Source organism: Collinsella aerofaciens, assembly GCF_039758815.1.
GTDB classification, from domain to species: Bacteria; Actinomycetota; Coriobacteriia; order Coriobacteriales; family Coriobacteriaceae; genus Collinsella; species Collinsella aerofaciens_BP.
Genome location: NZ_JBDMSK010000001.1, coordinates 211,353 through 228,203, shown reverse-complemented (window position 1 = coordinate 228,203; position 16,851 = coordinate 211,353). Strand labels below are relative to the sequence as shown.

Annotated in this window: 13 protein-coding genes and 1 tRNA gene; 10 read left to right on the top strand and 4 right to left on the bottom strand. The window is 60.7% G+C overall.

What is annotated here, in order from left to right; all coding sequences use genetic code 11:
* Positions 1 to 27: 27 nt before the first annotated feature.
* From glgD to glgB, 4 genes are all read right to left on the bottom strand, one after another.
* Positions 28 to 1,155 carry a glucose-1-phosphate adenylyltransferase subunit GlgD gene (gene glgD / locus ABHT90_RS01030; RefSeq protein WP_346981317.1) on the bottom strand — a complete coding sequence of 376 codons (1,128 nt, stop codon included), beginning with the start codon at positions 1,153 to 1,155 and terminating at the stop codon, positions 28 to 30.
* Positions 1,156 to 1,159: 4 nt separating this feature from the next.
* Positions 1,160 to 2,308 (bottom strand): glucose-1-phosphate adenylyltransferase, encoded by a 1,149-nt coding sequence (locus ABHT90_RS01025; protein WP_346981316.1) that lies wholly within the window; start codon positions 2,306 to 2,308, stop codon positions 1,160 to 1,162.
* A gap of 106 nt (positions 2,309 to 2,414) precedes the next feature.
* Complete coding sequence (locus ABHT90_RS01020) at positions 2,415 to 4,841, bottom strand: glycogen/starch/alpha-glucan phosphorylase (RefSeq protein WP_346981315.1); 2,427 nt, start codon at positions 4,839 to 4,841, stop codon at positions 2,415 to 2,417.
* 94 nt (positions 4,842 to 4,935) lie between these two features.
* Positions 4,936 to 7,194 carry a 1,4-alpha-glucan branching protein GlgB gene (gene glgB / locus ABHT90_RS01015; protein ID WP_430393357.1) on the bottom strand — a complete coding sequence of 753 codons (2,259 nt, stop codon included), beginning with the start codon at positions 7,192 to 7,194 and terminating at the stop codon, positions 4,936 to 4,938.
* 331 nt (positions 7,195 to 7,525) lie between these two features.
* Between glgB and ABHT90_RS01010 the strand changes: the two genes are divergently transcribed.
* The 10 genes from ABHT90_RS01010 to ABHT90_RS00965 all read left to right on the top strand — a co-directional run bounded on the left by ABHT90_RS01010 (position 7,526) and on the right by ABHT90_RS00965 (position 16,850).
* A complete protein-coding gene (locus tag ABHT90_RS01010) occupies positions 7,526 to 8,215 on the top strand; it encodes an HAD family hydrolase (RefSeq protein WP_346981314.1) in 690 nt (229 codons plus the stop codon).
* A 9-nt stretch (positions 8,216 to 8,224) separates the two neighbouring features.
* Positions 8,225 to 8,866: a thiamine diphosphokinase gene (locus ABHT90_RS01005; RefSeq protein WP_346981313.1), complete on the top strand. Its 642-nt coding sequence runs from the start codon at positions 8,225 to 8,227 to the stop codon at positions 8,864 to 8,866.
* 70 nt (positions 8,867 to 8,936) lie between these two features.
* A tRNA-Ala gene (locus ABHT90_RS01000) sits at positions 8,937 to 9,012 on the top strand.
* Between the two features lie 773 nt (positions 9,013 to 9,785).
* Positions 9,786 to 10,331: an antiterminator LoaP gene (loaP, locus tag ABHT90_RS00995; RefSeq protein ID WP_346981312.1), complete on the top strand. Its 546-nt coding sequence runs from the start codon at positions 9,786 to 9,788 to the stop codon at positions 10,329 to 10,331.
* 66 nt (positions 10,332 to 10,397) lie between these two features.
* Entirely contained in the window at positions 10,398 to 11,147 is a 750-nt protein-coding gene (locus ABHT90_RS00990; protein ID WP_346981311.1) for a sugar transferase, read from the top strand.
* Entirely contained in the window at positions 11,147 to 12,313 is a 1,167-nt protein-coding gene (gene cps2T, locus ABHT90_RS00985) for a beta 1-4 rhamnosyltransferase Cps2T (protein ID WP_346981310.1), read from the top strand. The genes ABHT90_RS00990 and cps2T overlap by 1 nt, the downstream gene beginning before the upstream one ends.
* A 3-nt stretch (positions 12,314 to 12,316) precedes the next feature.
* The gene (gene rfbA, locus ABHT90_RS00980; protein ID WP_346981309.1) at positions 12,317 to 13,216 is read left to right on the top strand and encodes a glucose-1-phosphate thymidylyltransferase RfbA; all 900 of its coding nucleotides are present in this window, start codon (positions 12,317 to 12,319) and stop codon (positions 13,214 to 13,216) included.
* A gap of 12 nt (positions 13,217 to 13,228) precedes the next feature.
* On the top strand, positions 13,229 to 14,248 hold the full coding sequence (gene rfbB / locus ABHT90_RS00975; protein ID WP_346981308.1) for a dTDP-glucose 4,6-dehydratase: 1,020 nt from the start codon (positions 13,229 to 13,231) through the stop codon (positions 14,246 to 14,248).
* A gap of 11 nt (positions 14,249 to 14,259) precedes the next feature.
* Positions 14,260 to 15,741, top strand: coding sequence for a sugar nucleotide-binding protein (locus ABHT90_RS00970; protein ID WP_346981307.1), 1,482 nt, complete (start codon positions 14,260 to 14,262; stop codon positions 15,739 to 15,741).
* Positions 15,738 to 16,850, top strand: coding sequence for a glycosyltransferase (locus ABHT90_RS00965; protein ID WP_148346688.1), 1,113 nt, complete (start codon positions 15,738 to 15,740; stop codon positions 16,848 to 16,850). The genes ABHT90_RS00970 and ABHT90_RS00965 overlap by 4 nt, the downstream gene beginning before the upstream one ends.
* Position 16,851: the final 1 nt, after the last annotated feature.

Here is a 16,851-nt window from a genome sequence, read left to right as displayed (position 1 = left end):
GTTACGAGCGATGTTGCGGTGCCAACGTTAACGTACGATGGTGGTGTCGGAAGTTAACGGAGCCTTGCCCAGCACCAGGATGTTCTCGGGCGTGCCGCGAAGCTCGGTGTTGGTGGGAACCACGTTGTTCTTGTCCAGAATGGCGTTCTCAACGCGTGCGCCGCTCTTGATGACACAGCTCTGGTTGATGATCGAGTTGGTCACCGAGGCGCCCTCCTCGACCACGACGCCGCGCGACAGGATCGAGTTGCGCACGGTGCCCTTGATGATACAGCCGGCCGAGATGATCGAGTTGCACGCGTGGCTGCCGGTCGCATAGCGCGAAGGCGGCACGTCGTGAGCCTTGGTCAGGATCGGGCGCTCGGGGTCAAAGAGCTGGTCGGCCACGGTTTGGTCAAGCAGGTCCATGCTGCGGCGATACAGCGACTTCTCACTAAACACGCCCACGACCTCGCCCTTGTACTCGTAGCTGCACACGTCGATGTTGCCAAAGTCGCCCTGGAGTGCCTCGAGCAGGTCCAGATAGTCGGCGGCCTGGTAGTGGTCGATAATCTCGAGCAGCGTCTCGCGGTTGACGATGCAGCAGTCCATAGAGGCGTTGTCGCCGTACGCGACGCCAGCGCTCACGCCCGTCAGGCGACCGTTCTCGTTAATCTCGAGTTTGGTCTCGTCATCGACGTTGCGCGTGGCCTTGCAGTACACCACGGTCATCTGGGCACCGGAGTTCTCGTGCGCGTCGATGATGGTGTTGAGATCCATGTTAAAGATGATGTTGGTGCCCATCATCACAACATAGGGCTTGTCCGAGCGCTGGAACAGCGTCTTGTTGGAGATGATGTCGCGCAGCAGGAAGCGCATGCCGCCCTTGGTGGTGCCATACGCGTTGCCGGGCACCATGAACAGGCCGCCCTTCTTGCGGTCCAGGCCCCAGTCCTTGCCCGAGCCAACGTGGTCGATCAGCGAGCGGTAGTTGCCCGGCATGACGACGCCGACGGTCTTAATGCCGGCATTCATCATGTTGGACAGCGGAAAGTCGATCAGGCGGTAGCGGCCCAAAAAGGGAACGGACGCGATGGGGCGGTCCTTGAGCAGGACGCTGCCGTAGCTCGAAGAGTAGTTAGCGGTGATATAACCGATGGCCTTGCGATTGATCATCGGATCATTCCCCCTTCCCGATAACGACGTCATTTCCAACGACGGCCGTATCCTTGGTGGTATCGACAGAGCCGAGCTTCACGCCCTCTTCGACCGTGGAGTTCTCGCCCAAAATAGCGCGGCAGATGTGCGCGCCGCTCTTAACGTGCGCACCCGGCAGCAGCACGGAGTCCTCGACCACGGCGCGCTCCTCGATGATGACATCGGTCGAAAGGATCGAGTGGCGAGCGGTGCCGTAGATCTTGCAGCCGTTGGAGACCAGGCAGTCGTCCAGGCGGCCGTCCGGGCCAATGTAGTGCGGCGGACGCGTGGTGATGTTGGACATGATGGGGAAGTGCTTGTCGAACAGATCGAACTCGGGGTTGTTGCCCAGCAGGTCCATCGAGGTCTCGTGGAAGCTGGCGATGGTGCCGACGTCCTTCCAAAAGCCGTGGAACTCGTAGCTGTACAGGCGCTTGCCCTCGCCGAGCAGCTTGGGGATGATGTCCTTGCCAAAGTCGTGGCTCGAGCGCTGGTCCAGAGCGTCCTCTTCGAGCGCCTCGATCAGCACGTCGGCCGAGAAGATGTAGATGCCCATGGACGCGAGATTCGAATCGGGCTTATCGGGCTTCTCGGTGAACTTGATGATGCGGCCGTCCTCGGGGTCGGTGGTCAGGATGCCAAAGCGGCTGGCCTCCTCCCAAGGCACGGGCATAACGCTCACCGTGAGGTCGGCGTTGTTCTCAATGTGCGTCTTGAGCATCTTGCGGTAGTCCATGCGATACAGGTGATCGCCCGAAAGAATCAGGACGTACTTGGGGTCGTTGGCCTTGATGTAGTCCAGGTTCTGCGTAATGGCGTCGGCCGTGCCCGCATACCATGCGCCGCCGGTCTGCGTCTCGTACGGCGGCAGGATCGAAACGCCGCCGTCGCGGCTGTCCAGATCCCACGCCTCGCCGGAGCCCACGTAGGCATGCAGCAGGTAGGGGCGATACTGCGTCAGAACGCCCACCGTGTCGATGCCCGAGTTGGAGCAGTTGGAGAGCGAAAAGTCGATAATGCGGAACTTGCCACCAAAGCTAACCGCCGGCTTAGCGATCTTTTGGGTGAGTGCCCCCAATCGGCTGCCCTGTCCTCCTGCGAGGAGCATCGCGATGCATTCTTTCTTACTCATCGATTTCTCCTTCTGTCATCGATGTTCCTAAACCCATTAGCGACGGGCGCGGCGCTCGGTCGCGCCCGTCGAGTAATGCCGTGCTGGCAAAGGGAGCTCGCGGCCTTTAAGCGTGCCAGATCTCGTCGCGGTACTCGCGAATGGTGCGGTCGCTCGAGAACCAGCCGCTCGAGGCGGTGTTGAGCAGGGCCTTGCGGTTCCAGGTCTCCTGGTCGCCGTAGCTGCCGGTGAGCTTCTCCCATGCATCCACGTAGCTGCGGAAGTCGGCCATGACCAGGTCGGGGTCGTTGTTGTTCATGAGCTCGTTGTAGATGCTCTCGAAGTTGCCCGAAAGACCCGCAAAGGTGCTGTCCTTGAGCTCGTCCATCACGCGGCCCAAGCGCTCGCGGTCGCCGTTGAGGGTATCCCACGCAAAGTAGCTGTTGGATGCCCAGAGCTGCTCGACCTCTGGGGCGGTCAGGCCAAAGATGGCCTCGTTCTCGCGGCCGGCCAGGTCGGCAATCTCGATGTTGGCGCCGTCGAGGGTGCCCAGCGTAATGGCGCCGTTCATCATGAGCTTCATGTTAGACGTGCCCGAGGCCTCCTTACCGGCCGTGGAGATCTGCTCCGAGATCTCGGCGGCGGGGTAGATGAGCTGGGCGTTGCTCACGCGGAAGTTGGGGATAAAGCAGACCTTCATGACCTCGTTCACGCGCGGGTCGTTGTTGATGACGTCGGCCACGGAGTTAATGAGGCGGATAGTCTCCTTGGCAAAGGTGTAGCTCGAGGCAGCCTTACCGCTAAAGATGAAGGTCGTCGGCGTCACGTGGAAGTTGGGATCGGCGATGCGACGGTTGTAGATGTCCATCACCTTCATGATGTTCATGAGCTGGCGCTTGTAGGCATGGAAGCGCTTCACCTGAACATCGAAGACGGTGTTGGGGTCAATGACCAGACCGGTCTCGGCCTTAACGTAGGCGGCCAGGCGCTCCTTGTTGGCGCGCTTGGAGGCACCCACGGCCTTCAGGAACTCGGTGTCGTTCTGGAACTCTTTGAGCTTCTCCAGTTCAAAGGCGTCCTTGAGCCAGCCGTCGCCAATGGCCTCGGTCACGAGCTTGGCGTAGGTGGGGTTGGACTCGGCAAAGAAGCGGCGGTGCGAGATGCCGTTGGTCTTGTTGTTGAACTTCTCGGGCGTCAGGGCATAGAAGTCCTTGAGCACGATGTTCTTGATGATGTCGGAGTGGATCTTGGCCACGCCGTTGACGCTATGGCTGCAGATCACAGACAGGTTGGCCATGCGAATCTCGCCGTCCCACAGGATGGCGGTCTGGCGCAGACGCTCCTGCCAACCCTCCTGCGTGGTGTCGAACGACTCGTGCCAACGACGGCTGATCTCGTCGATGATCTGGTACACGCGGGGGAGGAGCTTGGAGAACGTACCGATGGGCCACTTCTCCAGGGCCTCGGGCAGGATGGTGTGGTTGGTGTAGCTCACGACCTGCGTCACGATGTTCCAGGCGTCGTCCCACTCGAGCTTCTTCTCGTCGATGAGGATGCGCATGAGCTCGGGGCCGCACATGGCGGGGTGGGTGTCGTTGGTGTGGATGGCCACAAACTGCGGCAGCAGTTCCCAGTTCTCGCCGTGCTCCTTCTCAAAGGTGTCGAGCAGGCTGTAGATGCCGGCCGAGACAAACAGGTACTCCTGCTTCAGGCGCAGCAGACGGCCGTGCTCACCGGCGTCGTTGGGGTAGAGGATGGCGCTGATGGCCTCGGCCTCTGCGCGCTCGGCATCGGCCAGGGCATAGTCGCCGCGGTTGAAGGCCTCAAGGTCAAAGTGCTCCTCGACCGGCTCAGCGGCCCAGACGCGCAGCTTGTTGACGGTCTCGCCGGCATAGCCCACCACGGGGATGTCGTAGGGGACAGCCAGGATGTCCTGCGTGTCCACCGTGCGGTAGAACGTGCGGCCGTTCTCCTCAAAGCCCTCGACATGGCCACCAAACTTAATGGTCACGGCCTTGTCCTGACGACGGACCTCCCAGGGATAGCCGTGGGTGAGCCACTCGTCGGTAGCCTCGACCTGGCTGCCGTTGACGATCTCCTGCTTAAACAGGCCGTAGCGGTAGCGCATGCCGTTGCCGTAGCCGGCGATGCCCTCGGCTGCCATGGAATCCAGGAAGCATGCTGCCAGACGGCCCAGGCCACCGTTGCCCAGCGCCGGATCGGGCTCCTGGTTCTCGATGACGGACAGGTCAAAGCCCATGTCGTCGAGCGCCTCGGCGACCATGTCGCGCACGCCAAAATTGAGCAGGTAGTTGTCGAGCAGGCGACCGATCAAAAACTCGATCGAGAAGTAGTACACGCGCTTTTTGCCCTCGGCGGTGGCGCGGGCGTCGCTCTTGGTGGCAACGGTGCGGGCCTTCTCGGCCACGAGTTTGGCCAGGGCGTTAAAGCGGTCGAGGTCGCTGGCGGTCTCGACGCTCTTGCCGCTGATGCTCATGACGGCATCGCGATAGAGCTCGGTAAACTCCTGCTTGTTGTCGAAGATCTTATTCATACGTTCCTTTCCCCCGGGGATGATTCTCCCGGAACGGTTATGACTTGTATCCTACGCCCTGTCGGGGCGGGCAATTACAGCTGTAACGGCTTTGTTACGCATCCTTGGCAGACGGCTTAACAGAAGCAGACTTGGCCTTGGTAGCGGCTTTTTTGGCAGCCGGCTTCTTGGCCGCGGTAGCCTTAGCAGCGGGCTTTGCGGCGGCCTTGGCCTTTGCCTTAGCCGGAGCCTTCTTAGCGGCCGCGGGCTTGGGCTTCACCGAGGACGTGCGCTTGCGCGTCGCCTTCTTGGGCTCTTCGACCACCGGCGGCTTGTAGCTGCTGGGACCGCGGCGCTTAAGCACCACGCCAGCCAGACCGGGCACCTTAATCTCGATGGAGTCCATCTGCCCGTTCCAGGGATAGGGCTCGCTCGAGCAGGTGTAGGGCTCCTCGCCGGCATAGCCGCTGCCGCCAAACTCGGGACGGTCGGAGTCGAAAATGACCTCCCAGTCACCCTCGCGCGGCACGCCCACGCGGAAGCTCTCATAGCTCGCCGGGTCAAAGTTGATCAGGATCACCAGGTCGTTGTCGATGTCCTCGCCCTGGCGCACAAAGCTCACAATGGACTGCTTGGAGTTGTCCGCATCGATCCAGGTAAAGCCGTCGTCGGTGTAGCCGCGCTCGTACAGGGCGGGCTCGGAGGTGTACAGGTGGTTGAGCGCCTTGATAAACGCCTGATGATGACGGTGGGTCTCGTACTCCTCGGTCAGGAACCACTGGATGGACTCGTAGTAGCGCCACTCAATAAACTGGCCGATTTCGTTGCCCATAAAGTTGAGCTTGGCACCGGGATGCGTCATCTGGTAGAAGGCCAGCGTGCGCAGACCGGCAAACTGGCGCCACCAGTCGCCCGGCATGCGGCCGATCAGCGAGCACTTGCCGTGCACGACCTCGTCGTGGCTCAGCGGACAGATAAAGTTCTCGGTAAAGGCATACATGATGGAGAACGTGAGCAGGCCGTGGTTGCCGGGGCGCCACGGAAAATCGGTCTGCATGTAGTGCAGGGTGTCGTTCATCCAGCCCATGTCCCACTTGTAGTGGAAGCCCAGGCCGCCGTCCTGCGGCGGATAGGTCACGAGCGGCCACGCGGTGGACTCCTCGGCCATCATCATCACGTCGGGGTAGTGCGCCTCTACAGCGCAGTTGACCTGGCGGATAAACGCGCTGGCGTCCAGGTCCTCCTCGGTACCGTACTTGTTGAACTTCTTTTGGCCGGGGTCGTCGATGCCAAAGTTGAGGTACAGCATGCTGGACACGCCGTCCATGCGAATGCCGTCAACGTGGAAGTTCTCGAGCCAGTACAGCACGTTGGAGACCAGGAAGGAGCGGACCTCGCCGCGGGCGAAGTCGAACTTGTGCGTGCCCCAGTTGGGGTGAATCTCGTGCTCAAACAGCATGTGGCCGTTAAAGGTGGCAAGGCCGTGGGAGTCGGCGCAAAAACCGCCGGGTACCCAGTCCATGATCACGCCGATGCCCGCCTCATGGCACGCATCGATAAAGTGCATGAGCTGCTGTGGGTTGCCGTAGCGCGACGTGGCGGCGTAGTAGCCGGTCGTCTGGTAGCCCCAGGAGCCGTCGAAGGGATGCTCCATGAGCGGCATGACCTCGATATGCGTGTACCCCATGTCGCGCACGTAATCCACGAGCTCCACCGACAGGTCGTCGTAGGTGTAGAACTCGCCGCGCTGCGCGGGGAAGGGATCCATGGGGCCGGGGTAGTTGCCGTACTCGTCCGGCTCGCCCTGCGGCGCGGCGCCGTGCCGCTTCCACGAACCAATATGCACCTCGTAAATGTTGAGCGGCTGCGACATGTGGTTGTGGTCGGTGCGGCGCTTGAGCCACGTGGCGTCGTTCCACTTGTAGCCATCGAGGGTCCACAGCACGCTGGCGGTACCCGGAGGGCATTCAGCCTTAAAGGCATACGGGTCGGCCTTATAGAGCTTTTCGCCCTCGTTGGTCTCGATAAGGTACTTATAGAGCTGGCCTTGCTCGGCGCCAGGAATAAAGCCTTCCCAAATAGCGCTTGTATGCATGGGCACCAGCGGGTTGGCTCCCTCGTCCCAGTCGTTAAATTCGCCAATGACATGGACGCTCTTTACGTCGGGCGCCCAAACGCAAAAGCGCCAGCCACGCGTACGGTTCTGCGTGTCGGGGTGAGCGCCCATCTTTTCCCAGCTGCGCTCCCACATTCCAATGCCAAACAGGTAGACATCGTCCTTGGAGAGCTCCGGTGCGTGCGGGGCGGCTTTACGAGTAGCGGGCTTTTTGGTTGCTGGCTTTAGCTTTGTATCGCTCACGTTTGATCCCATCATGACGCGGCAGCGTGTTGCCTTGGTGACTAGATGCGAAAGGTCCAAGGCTGCACGAATCGAAGGGACGGCGATAGTTCTATGATTCGTTCCACCTCGCGTGCTCGGTGGAACTTTCGGCAGAAACTACGATAACACCTGTGCGTTAGTTTTATGGACGAAAGTGGATTTGCGGGCGCGTTTAATCGGTAAGCGCCATGTTTATACCACTGGCAGAATTGCCGTGGTAAAACTCTTGACAGTTTTACCAATTAGGGTTTCAAAACTGATAGGCTGACGTTTGGTAAAACGTTTTTAGCAGGTTGTTTACCATTTGACATCGAAAGGCTCGTTTATGAACCACATCGCTGCTCCAAGTGTTGCTTTTATTTTCGATTGCGACGGAACACTGGTTAATAGCTCCCCCGTCTGGGGCCATGCGCAGACCGAGTTATTGCGCCGTCATGGCATTGATGTAACGGTCGACGATTTTGCCCAGTTTGAGCACCTTTCGCTGGAGGACGAGTGCCAGGCCTACCACGACACGTGGGGCATTGGCGCGAATGGCGAGGAGGTCTACCGCGAGCTGTGCGAGATTTTGATTGATGGGTACTCCAAGGTGCTGCCGCGCGAGGGGCTCCTCGCGTTTCTGGAGCAGGCGAAGGCGGTGGGCATTGCCATGTGCGTGGCCACGTCCACGCCGGCCGAACTGGTGCAGTCTGCCCTTGCGGCTGCTGGCCTTGATCGCTATATGGAGTTTATTACCACGACGGGCGAGGCAGGACGCTCCAAGCAGTTCCCCGATGTGTACGAGCTGGCGCTGAGTCGTCTGGAAGAGCGTCATGGGCTCAAGTTTGAGCGCGCGTGGGTGTTCGAGGACGCCGTCTTTGGCCTTAAGAGCTCTGGTACCGCCGGCTTTAAACGCGTAGGCATCTATGACTCGCACGGCCGCATGAAGCGCGACGAGGTTCGCGACAACTGCGACATTTTTATCGATAGCTATGAGGACCTGGATCTGGCCAGCGTGCTTTCGTTTGAGGGATAGGCGAGAGCTGTGGCTTTCAAGGTATTGGTGGTCTGCGGCTCGCCCGTGGTGGCGAGCGAGGATTTGCTAAGTCGGCTGGCGGGGGAGTGCGACCACGTTGTCGCAGTGGACCGCGGGCTCGACGCGCTTCTGGGCGCCGGTCTGGGCTGCGATGTGTATGTAGGAGATGCCGATACGGTGAGCGACGCGGGTCGCGCGTTGGTCGATGCTGCAACTGACTTTGAGGTGGAGCGCCATGACCCGTACAAGGACTATACCGATCTGGCGCTGGCGCTCGATTCGGTCCGTCGTCGCTGGCCGGGTGCCGAAGTGGTTGCGACCTGCGCCACCGGCGGCCGCCCGGACATTGCGCTTTCCGTACTGGGGCTGCTCGCAGGCTACGAGGATGCCCCTATCTGGATTGCCGAAGACAAGGTGGTCGCCCGTATTCTTCGCGCGGGCGAATTGTGGGCCATCGAGGGTGCCGAAGGCAAGACGTTCTCCATCATCGCCATAGCCCCCAACACCGAGGTAAGCGAACACGGCCTAGAATGGGAGCTAGATCACAGCCCCCTGGGCTTGTTGGCCGACACGGGCATCAGCAACGTCGTCAGGTCAACAGCCACGATCCAAGTCCACGCCGGCACCGCCATCGCTTACCTATATCAATAGGCATTTAGAATCTAACCCAAAATAGTCCTTGCACGCCGTGCCAACTTCCCCTATAGTATCTTCACGTCACGGGGGCGTAGCTCAGCTGGGAGAGCGCTTGACTGGCAGTCAAGAGGTCAGGGGTTCGATCCCCCTCGTCTCCACCATCGTGAATTCAAAGGCCTTCGGGATACCGAAGGCCTTTTTTCATGTCAAAATACCTCGCTACACAAACCGATACCCACACCAACAAAAAGTTGCACAATTTATTTCCCATGTGTGTACATAGTTTGTTATCCAATCGCAATTACCAGTGAAGCTCGCTGCTCCATTTGGGCTTCAGGAACGACTCTAATTACTGTTTGCGTCCCAATAACCTGCGTCAACGTGAACAACATCCCAAAACAACCCCCTTTAGCACGTTAAATGAACGATATGTTGTCCAACGCAGCCCAAATCAGTTTCGCTAACAGCTTGTGCTAGGATACCTAACGTTACATGAGTTCAACTGTGCTCACGGTTCCAATAGGCCACGTAGCGCAGGGTCGATCAGCATCCGGCCGTAACGGCGGTGCCAGAAACACCACGAGCTCCAATAAAGAAGTCATGCAACTTTTTTTGCATCGAATTAATTCTTAGGTGTAAATAACTATTGTTTGCATGCTAAAGCGTAGCAGTACTGCAGCTGTTTGCGTGCGTTCCAGTTTTGTACCCGCTTGACTGGGCCGCTCGCAGCCAGCTGGAGACGCGTTCATTTTGCGATACACGTCCGCGTCTCTAGCAACTGCACTTATACATACCGTTCACGGTGGGGCAGAGCCACGTGCTTGTCTAACTGGGCTCAGGGTTTGAATATGGAGCGCCTTCTCGCACAAGCGCCCTGGCGAAGCCATACCCAAACCCCGTGAGCCGCACGTAAGACAGCAAGGGGGTGGTGCTCGTGTGGTATGTGATCCAGGTCATTAACGGTCGAGAAGACGTAATGCGCGAGCGCATCGAGCGTATGGTGCCGGCTAGTGCCATGCAGGAGCTCCTTTATCCCCAATTTCAAACCGAGATCAAGCTTCACGGCGAATGGGTCAATACGATCAAGCCGCTCTTTCCCGGTTACCTTATCTGCGACACGTCAGATCCCCGCACCGTGCAACAGTACTTGCTACGCATGGACGACTTTGCCCGGGTGCTATCCCAGGACGGTCAGTTTGTGCCGCTGGCAAAAGAAGAGGTCCAGCTTATTGACAGTTTTACGCACAGGGGAGACCGCGTAGTGCCCATGAGCGAGGCCCTAAAGGACGGCGACCAGGTCGTAGTGACGGCAGGTCCGCTGCTGGGCCGCGAAGGCCTCATCAAAACCATTAACAGACGCAAGAGCACTGCTTATTTGGAGCTCGATCTGTGCGGCCGGCGCGTGACTACACGCGTTGGTCTTGCCGTGCTTTCGGCGGAGCAGCGTGTAATGCGAAACCTTAAAAAGGCGATCGCCTAGCTGCTGGCGATTTCCGCAAAGGACAGGGAGGATCCCCGACCCGCGGACGAAATCTTGGAAGAAAACGTGTCAGATAAAACTCAATTTACAACGGATGCGCCCGTGGGGGCCGCACTGATTGCTCAGGCCATGGACCGACATGAGGGTGCTGGCCGCTACAAGGCCATGCAATCCATCATGGACTGGGATCGCTCGCGCCTGGCCTACCGGGCCGTCAAGCGCACATTCGACATCGCGTTTAGCGGCTGCGTGCTGGCCGTCATCGCCGTACCCAGCCTTGTGCTTGCCGCGGCCATTCGCCTTGAGAGCGAGGGCAACCCCTTCTACAGCCAGATCCGCGTGGGCCAGACCCACCGCGATGGCAGCCTGTCCACCTTCCGCATGTGGAAGTTCCGCTCCATGTACAAGGACGCCGACGAGCGCCTGGCAGATCTCAAGGAGCAGAACGAGATCCCCGGTGCCATGTTCAAGATGAAGGAGGACACGCGCGTCACCAGGATCGGCAAGTTCATCCGCAAGCACTCCATTGACGAGTTCCCGCAGTTCCTGAACGTGTTTCTGGGTCAGATGTCCGTCGTCGGCCCGCGCCCGCCGCTGCCGAATGAGGTAGCTGAGTACACCGAGTACGACCTGCAGAGGCTAGCAGTGAAACCAGGTATTACGGGGCTCTGGCAGGTTACGGAGCGCAACTCCACCGGTTTCGACGGCATGGTCCGCCGGGACCTCGAATACATAGCCAAGCGCGGAGTCATCACGGACTTCAAGATCATCCTCCTAACGGTTCTTGAGGTCTTTAACGGGAGCGATGCGTACTAATGCAGCATGTTTTCATCATCGGATCCAAGGGAATTCCGGCAAACTACGGCGGCTACGAGACGTTCGTGGAGAAACTGACCGAGAATCAGGTATTGCCCGACATCAAGTACCACGTGGCGTGCGCTGTGGACTCCGCCGAGGAGGTCGGCGAGTTCGAGCACAACGGAGCGCATTGCTTCAAGGTACTACGCAGGCCCGTCGGAGCCGCTAGGGCGATCTTCTACGACATAGACGCCCTCAAGTGGTGCACCGCCTATATCGAGAATAACCGTGTCGAGCATCCCATCGTCTACGTGCTGGCCTGTCGCATCGGACCGTTTTTTGGAAAGTACGTAAAGAGGATCCACGCCCTTGGTGGCAAGGTCTTCGTGAACCCCGACGGCCACGAGTGGAAGCGCGCCAAGTGGAGCGCGCCCGTCCGCAGGTACTGGAAAGTCTCGGAGCGCGGGATGGTCAAGCACGCCGACCTGATGGTGTGCGACTCCAAGAACATCGAGAAGTACATTCGAGGGGAGTATGTCGACCTGCACCCCGAGACGACCTTCATCGCCTACGGGGCCGACATCAGGCACTCAGCGCTCGCGGACGACGACCCCAAGTTCACTGGATGGCTCTCCGAGAAGGGCCTCGAGCCTTTCGGCTACTACCTGGTCGTGGGACGCTTCGTGCCTGAGAACAACTACGAGACCATGATCCGGGAGTTCATGGCTTCCGACTCCAAGCGGGATTTCGCGCTCGTGACGGGAGTGGACGACTCCTTCCTCGCGGAGCTCGAGCGGAAGACGCACTTCAAGTCCGACCCACGCATCAAGTTCGTCGGGACCGTCTACGACCAGGAGCTCCTGAAGAAGATCCGTGAGCAGGCTTACGGCTACTTCCACGGCCATGAGGTCGGGGGTACCAATCCGAGCCTCCTGGAGGCGCTGGCGTCCACGCGCCTCAACCTCCTTCTCGACGTCGGTTTCAACCGCGAGGTCGCTGAGGACTCGGCCCTGTATTGGAGCAAGGAATCCGGAGACTTGGCTGAACTTATCAATAGCGCCGACGTGATGGATTGGAAGTCGATCGAGGAGCTCGATACGGCATCGACTTCCGTTATCCGCGACCGGTATTCGTGGCGGTCCATCACTGACAGCTACGAAGACCTTTTCCTCGGAAGGAGATAACCAGTGAAAGGCATTATCCTCGCCGGCGGGTCCGGCACGCGCCTGTACCCGCTCACGCTCGTGACCTCCAAGCAGCTGCTGCCGGTCTACGACAAGCCCATGATCTACTACCCGCTTAGCACCCTCATGCTGGCGGGCATCCGGGACATCCTGGTCATCTCCACGCCGACCGACCTGCCCAACTTCGAGCGCCTGCTCGGGGACGGCTCCCGCTTCGGCGTGAGCCTCTCCTACGCCGAGCAGCCGAGCCCCGACGGCCTCGCGCAGGCCTTCACCATCGGCGAGGAGTTCATCGCCGGCGAGCCGTGCGCGCTGGTGCTCGGCGACAACATCTTCTACGGCAACGGCCTGTCGCGCCACCTGACGCGCGCCGCCCGGAACGCCGAGTCGGGCCGCGCCACGGTCTTCGGCTACCACGTTGACGACCCCGAGCGCTTCGGTGTCGTGGAGTTCGACGGGGAGGGCCGTGCCGTCTCCATCGAGGAGAAGCCAGCGGAGCCCAAGAGCTCCTACGCCGTCACCGGCCTGTACTTCTACCCGGGCGACGTGGCCGCCAAGGCGCATGAGGTCGAGCCGTCGGCCCGCGGCGAGCTGGAGATCACCGACCTCAACCGGATGTACCTGGAGGAGGGGACGCTCTCCGTGGTCACCCTGGGCCGCGGCTACGCGTGGCTGGACACCGGCACCATGGAGAGCCTGCACGAGGCCGCGGAGTTCGTCCGCGCCGTGGAGCACTCCCAGGACCTGCCCGTGTCCGTCCCCGAGGAGATCGCCTGGGAGAACGGCTGGATCACGACCGAGGGGCTCAAGCAGGCCGCCGAGGCCTACGGCAAGTCGGTCTACGGGCAGCACCTCAAGAAGGTCGCCGCCGGCGAGATCGTCAACAGCCCGCGCGAGTACTAGGAGGAACCCCTCATGTCTGAGATTTTCGAACCCAAGAATATCATCGTCACTGGCGGCTGCGGCTTCATCGGCAGCAACTTCGTGCACTACGTGGTCAACAACCACCCCGGGGTGCACGTCACCGTCCTGGACAAGCTGACCTACGCCGGCAACCCCGAGAACATCGCGGGCCTGCCCTCCGACCGCGTGGAGCTCGTCGTGGGCGACATCTGCGACGCGGAGCTCCTGGACCGCATCGTCCCGGGCCACGACGCCATCGTGCACTACGCCGCGGAGTCCCACAACGACAACTCCATCGCCGACCCCGAGCCCTTCCTGCGCACGAACGTCGAGGGAACCTTCCGCCTGCTGGAGGCCGTGAGGAAATACGGCGTCCGCTACCACCACGTGTCCACCGACGAGGTCTACGGCGACCTGGCGCTCGACGACCCCGCCAAGTTCACCGAGGAGACGCCGTATCACCCGAGCAGCCCGTACTCGAGCACCAAGGCGTCCTCCGACATGCTGGTCCGCGCCTGGACCCGCACCTACGGCCTGCGCACCACGATCTCCAACTGCTCCAACAACTACGGCCCCTACCAGCACGTGGAGAAGTTCATCCCCAGGCAGATCACCAACATCGTCGACGGCGTGCGCCCCAAGCTCTACGGCCGCGGCGAGAACGTCCGCGACTGGATCCACACCGAGGACCACTCCAGCGCCGTCTGGGACATCCTCACGAAGGGGCGCATGGGGGAGACCTACCTCATCGGAGCCGACGGCGAGAGGAACAACATCACCGTCCTGCGCATGATCCTCGAGGCGATGGGAAAGGACCCCGAGGACTTCGACTGGGTCGCCGATCGCCCCGGCCACGACCGCCGCTACGCCATCGACAGCACGAAGCTGCAGCGCGAGCTCGGCTGGAGGCCGGCCCACACCGACTTCGCCGAGGGGCTCAGGGCCACCATCGACTGGTACGTGGAGAACGAGGCCTGGTGGCGCCCGGCCAAGGAGGCCACCGAGGCCAGGTATAGGGCCCAGGGCCAGTAGGGGAGACTAGCATGGCAGACATCGCATTCGAGAAGGACCTCTCCGTCACGGAGACCGGCATCGGGGGCCTGAAGGTCGTCGACCTCGCCGTCCACGGCGACTCGCGCGGCTGGTTCAAGGAGAACTGGCAGCGCGCCAAGATGACCGCCCTGGGCATCCCGGACCTCAAGGTCGTCCAGAACAACATCTCCTACAACGACAGCCGCGGCGTCACCCGCGGCATCCACGCCGAGCCCTGGGACAAGTTCATCTCCGTGGCCCGCGGCTCGGTATTCGGCGCCTGGGTGGACCTGCGCGAGGGCAGCGTCACCTACGGCAAGGTCTACACGACAGTCCTGGACCCCTCCAGGGCCATCTACGTCCCGCGCGGCGTGGGCAACTCCTTCCAGGCGCTCGAGGACGGCACCGCCTACACCTACCTGGTGGACGCCCACTGGTCGCTGGAGCTCAAGAGGACCTACACCTTCGTGAACCTCGCCGACCCCGAGCTTAACATCCAGTGGCCCATCCCGCTCGAGCAGGCCACCGTCTCCGAGGCGGACAAAAACCACCCGATGCTGAAGGACGTCGTCCCCATGGCGCCGAAGCGCACCCTCGTCACCGGCTGCAACGGGCAGCTGGGCCGCGCGGTCCGCGCGCTGGCCGAGGAGCGCGGCGTGGCGAAGGACTTCGACTTCTGCGACATCGACACCTTCGACATGTCCGACCCGGACGCCTACGCGCAGTACGACTGGTCGCTCTACGGCACCGTGATCAACTGCGGCGCCTACACGGCCGTGGATAAAGCGGAGACCCCCGAGGGCCGCGCGGCCGCCTGGAAGGCCAACGCGACCGGCCCGGCCCTCCTCGCCCGCACCTGCGCCGGGCACGGGATCACCCTCGTGCACGTGTCCTCCGACTACGTCTTCGACGGCACGGCCGAGGTGCACGACGAGGAGGAGCCCCTCAGCCCGCTGTCCGTCTACGGCCAGACCAAGGCCGCCGGCGACATCGCCGTGGCCGGGTGCCCGCGCCACTACATCATGCGCAGCTCCTGGGTCATCGGCGAGGGGCACAACTTCGTCAAGACCATGAGGGCGCTCTCCGACCGCGTCGCCGACCCGGAGGACAAGTTGGAGCAGGTCACCGTCGTGGACGACCAGCTGGGACGCCTGACCTTCACGCGCGACATGGCGCAGGCCATCTTCCACGTGCTGGGGAGCCGCGCCCCCTACGGCACCTACGACTGCACCGGCTCCGGCGCCGTGAAGTCCTGGGCCGACATCGCCCGCGCCGTCTTCGAGGCCGCCAACGGCAACGGCGACAGGGTCGTGCCGGTTTCGACCGCCGACTACTACGCGAGCGCCGCCGGCCCCGTCGCCCCGCGCCCGGTCCACTCCGCGCTCGACCTGTCCAAGCTTGAGTCGGTCGGCTTCCACATGCCCGACTGGGAGGATGAGCTTGAAGAATACCTGTTTGGCTCTTCTGAAAAAGCAAATATGGAGCAGCTGTGAAAGTACTGATGCAGACCCGCCAAAACGTTTTTGATCTAGCGGGCGGTGACACGACACAACTTGTAAAGACGAAGGAGGCCCTTGAATCAAAGGGTATTGATGTCGACCTGTCCTTGGACTTGCGACCCGATGTTTCTGGATACGATGTGGTCCACTTGTTCAACCTCACGCGGGTCCAGGAAACTTTCATCCAGTCGAAAAACGCCAAGGAGGCCGGAAAGCCTGTCGTGCTCTCCACGATTTACTGGCCGACAGACAGCTTCGAAAAAAGCGCAGCAAACGGCCTGAGAGGTTTTTTGGGAAAACATCTTAGCGTCGATGGAATGGAGCGCCTCAAGGCCTTCGGAAAGTACGTCTTGCGTGGGGAGCGCAGCGAGGGTGCACGCTACCTTATGACACATAGCTTCCAAAAGATGCAGCTCGAGATATTGGACAACTGCGATGTGTTCCTGCCGAATGCAAAGACCGAGATGGACCAGATAGCGGCTCATCTCGGCTTTCGCACCGACAACTATGTGGTCGTCCCCAACGCCGTCGACGTCGCGAGCATTAAGGCCGCGAAAGAGGTTGAATCAACAGGATACGAGCGATTCAGTGGATGGATTGTTTGCATCGGCCGCATCGACATTCGCAAGAACCAGCTCAACCTAATCAAGGCGGTGGAGGGGTCGGATTACAAGGTCGTCTTTGTGGGAAAGAAGTCTCCCGGGCATATCGAGTATGCGAACAAGGTTGTGTCGGAGATAGAAGCCAATCCGAACATGGAATGGATCGAGCAAATTCCCAACGAAGACATCTACAAGCTGTGCCGCGAATGCCGCGTGAGCGTGTTGCCTAGTTGGTTCGAGACGCCGGGCCTCGTGAGTCTGGAGGCAGCCGCTATGGGGTGCAATATCGTGGTATCTCCCAAAGGAACGACGCGGGATTATTTCGGTGACAGCGCGTTTTATTGCGATGTCAGCAGCCCTTCCTCCATCAGGGCTGCGCTGGATGAGGCTTACGCCGTCAATTACGACGAGGTTTTCGGCCGAAAGGTAATTACGGAATACACGTGGGAGAAGGCTGCTGAGAAAACTCTCGACGGCTATCAACTTGCTTTGAAAGGCTGAT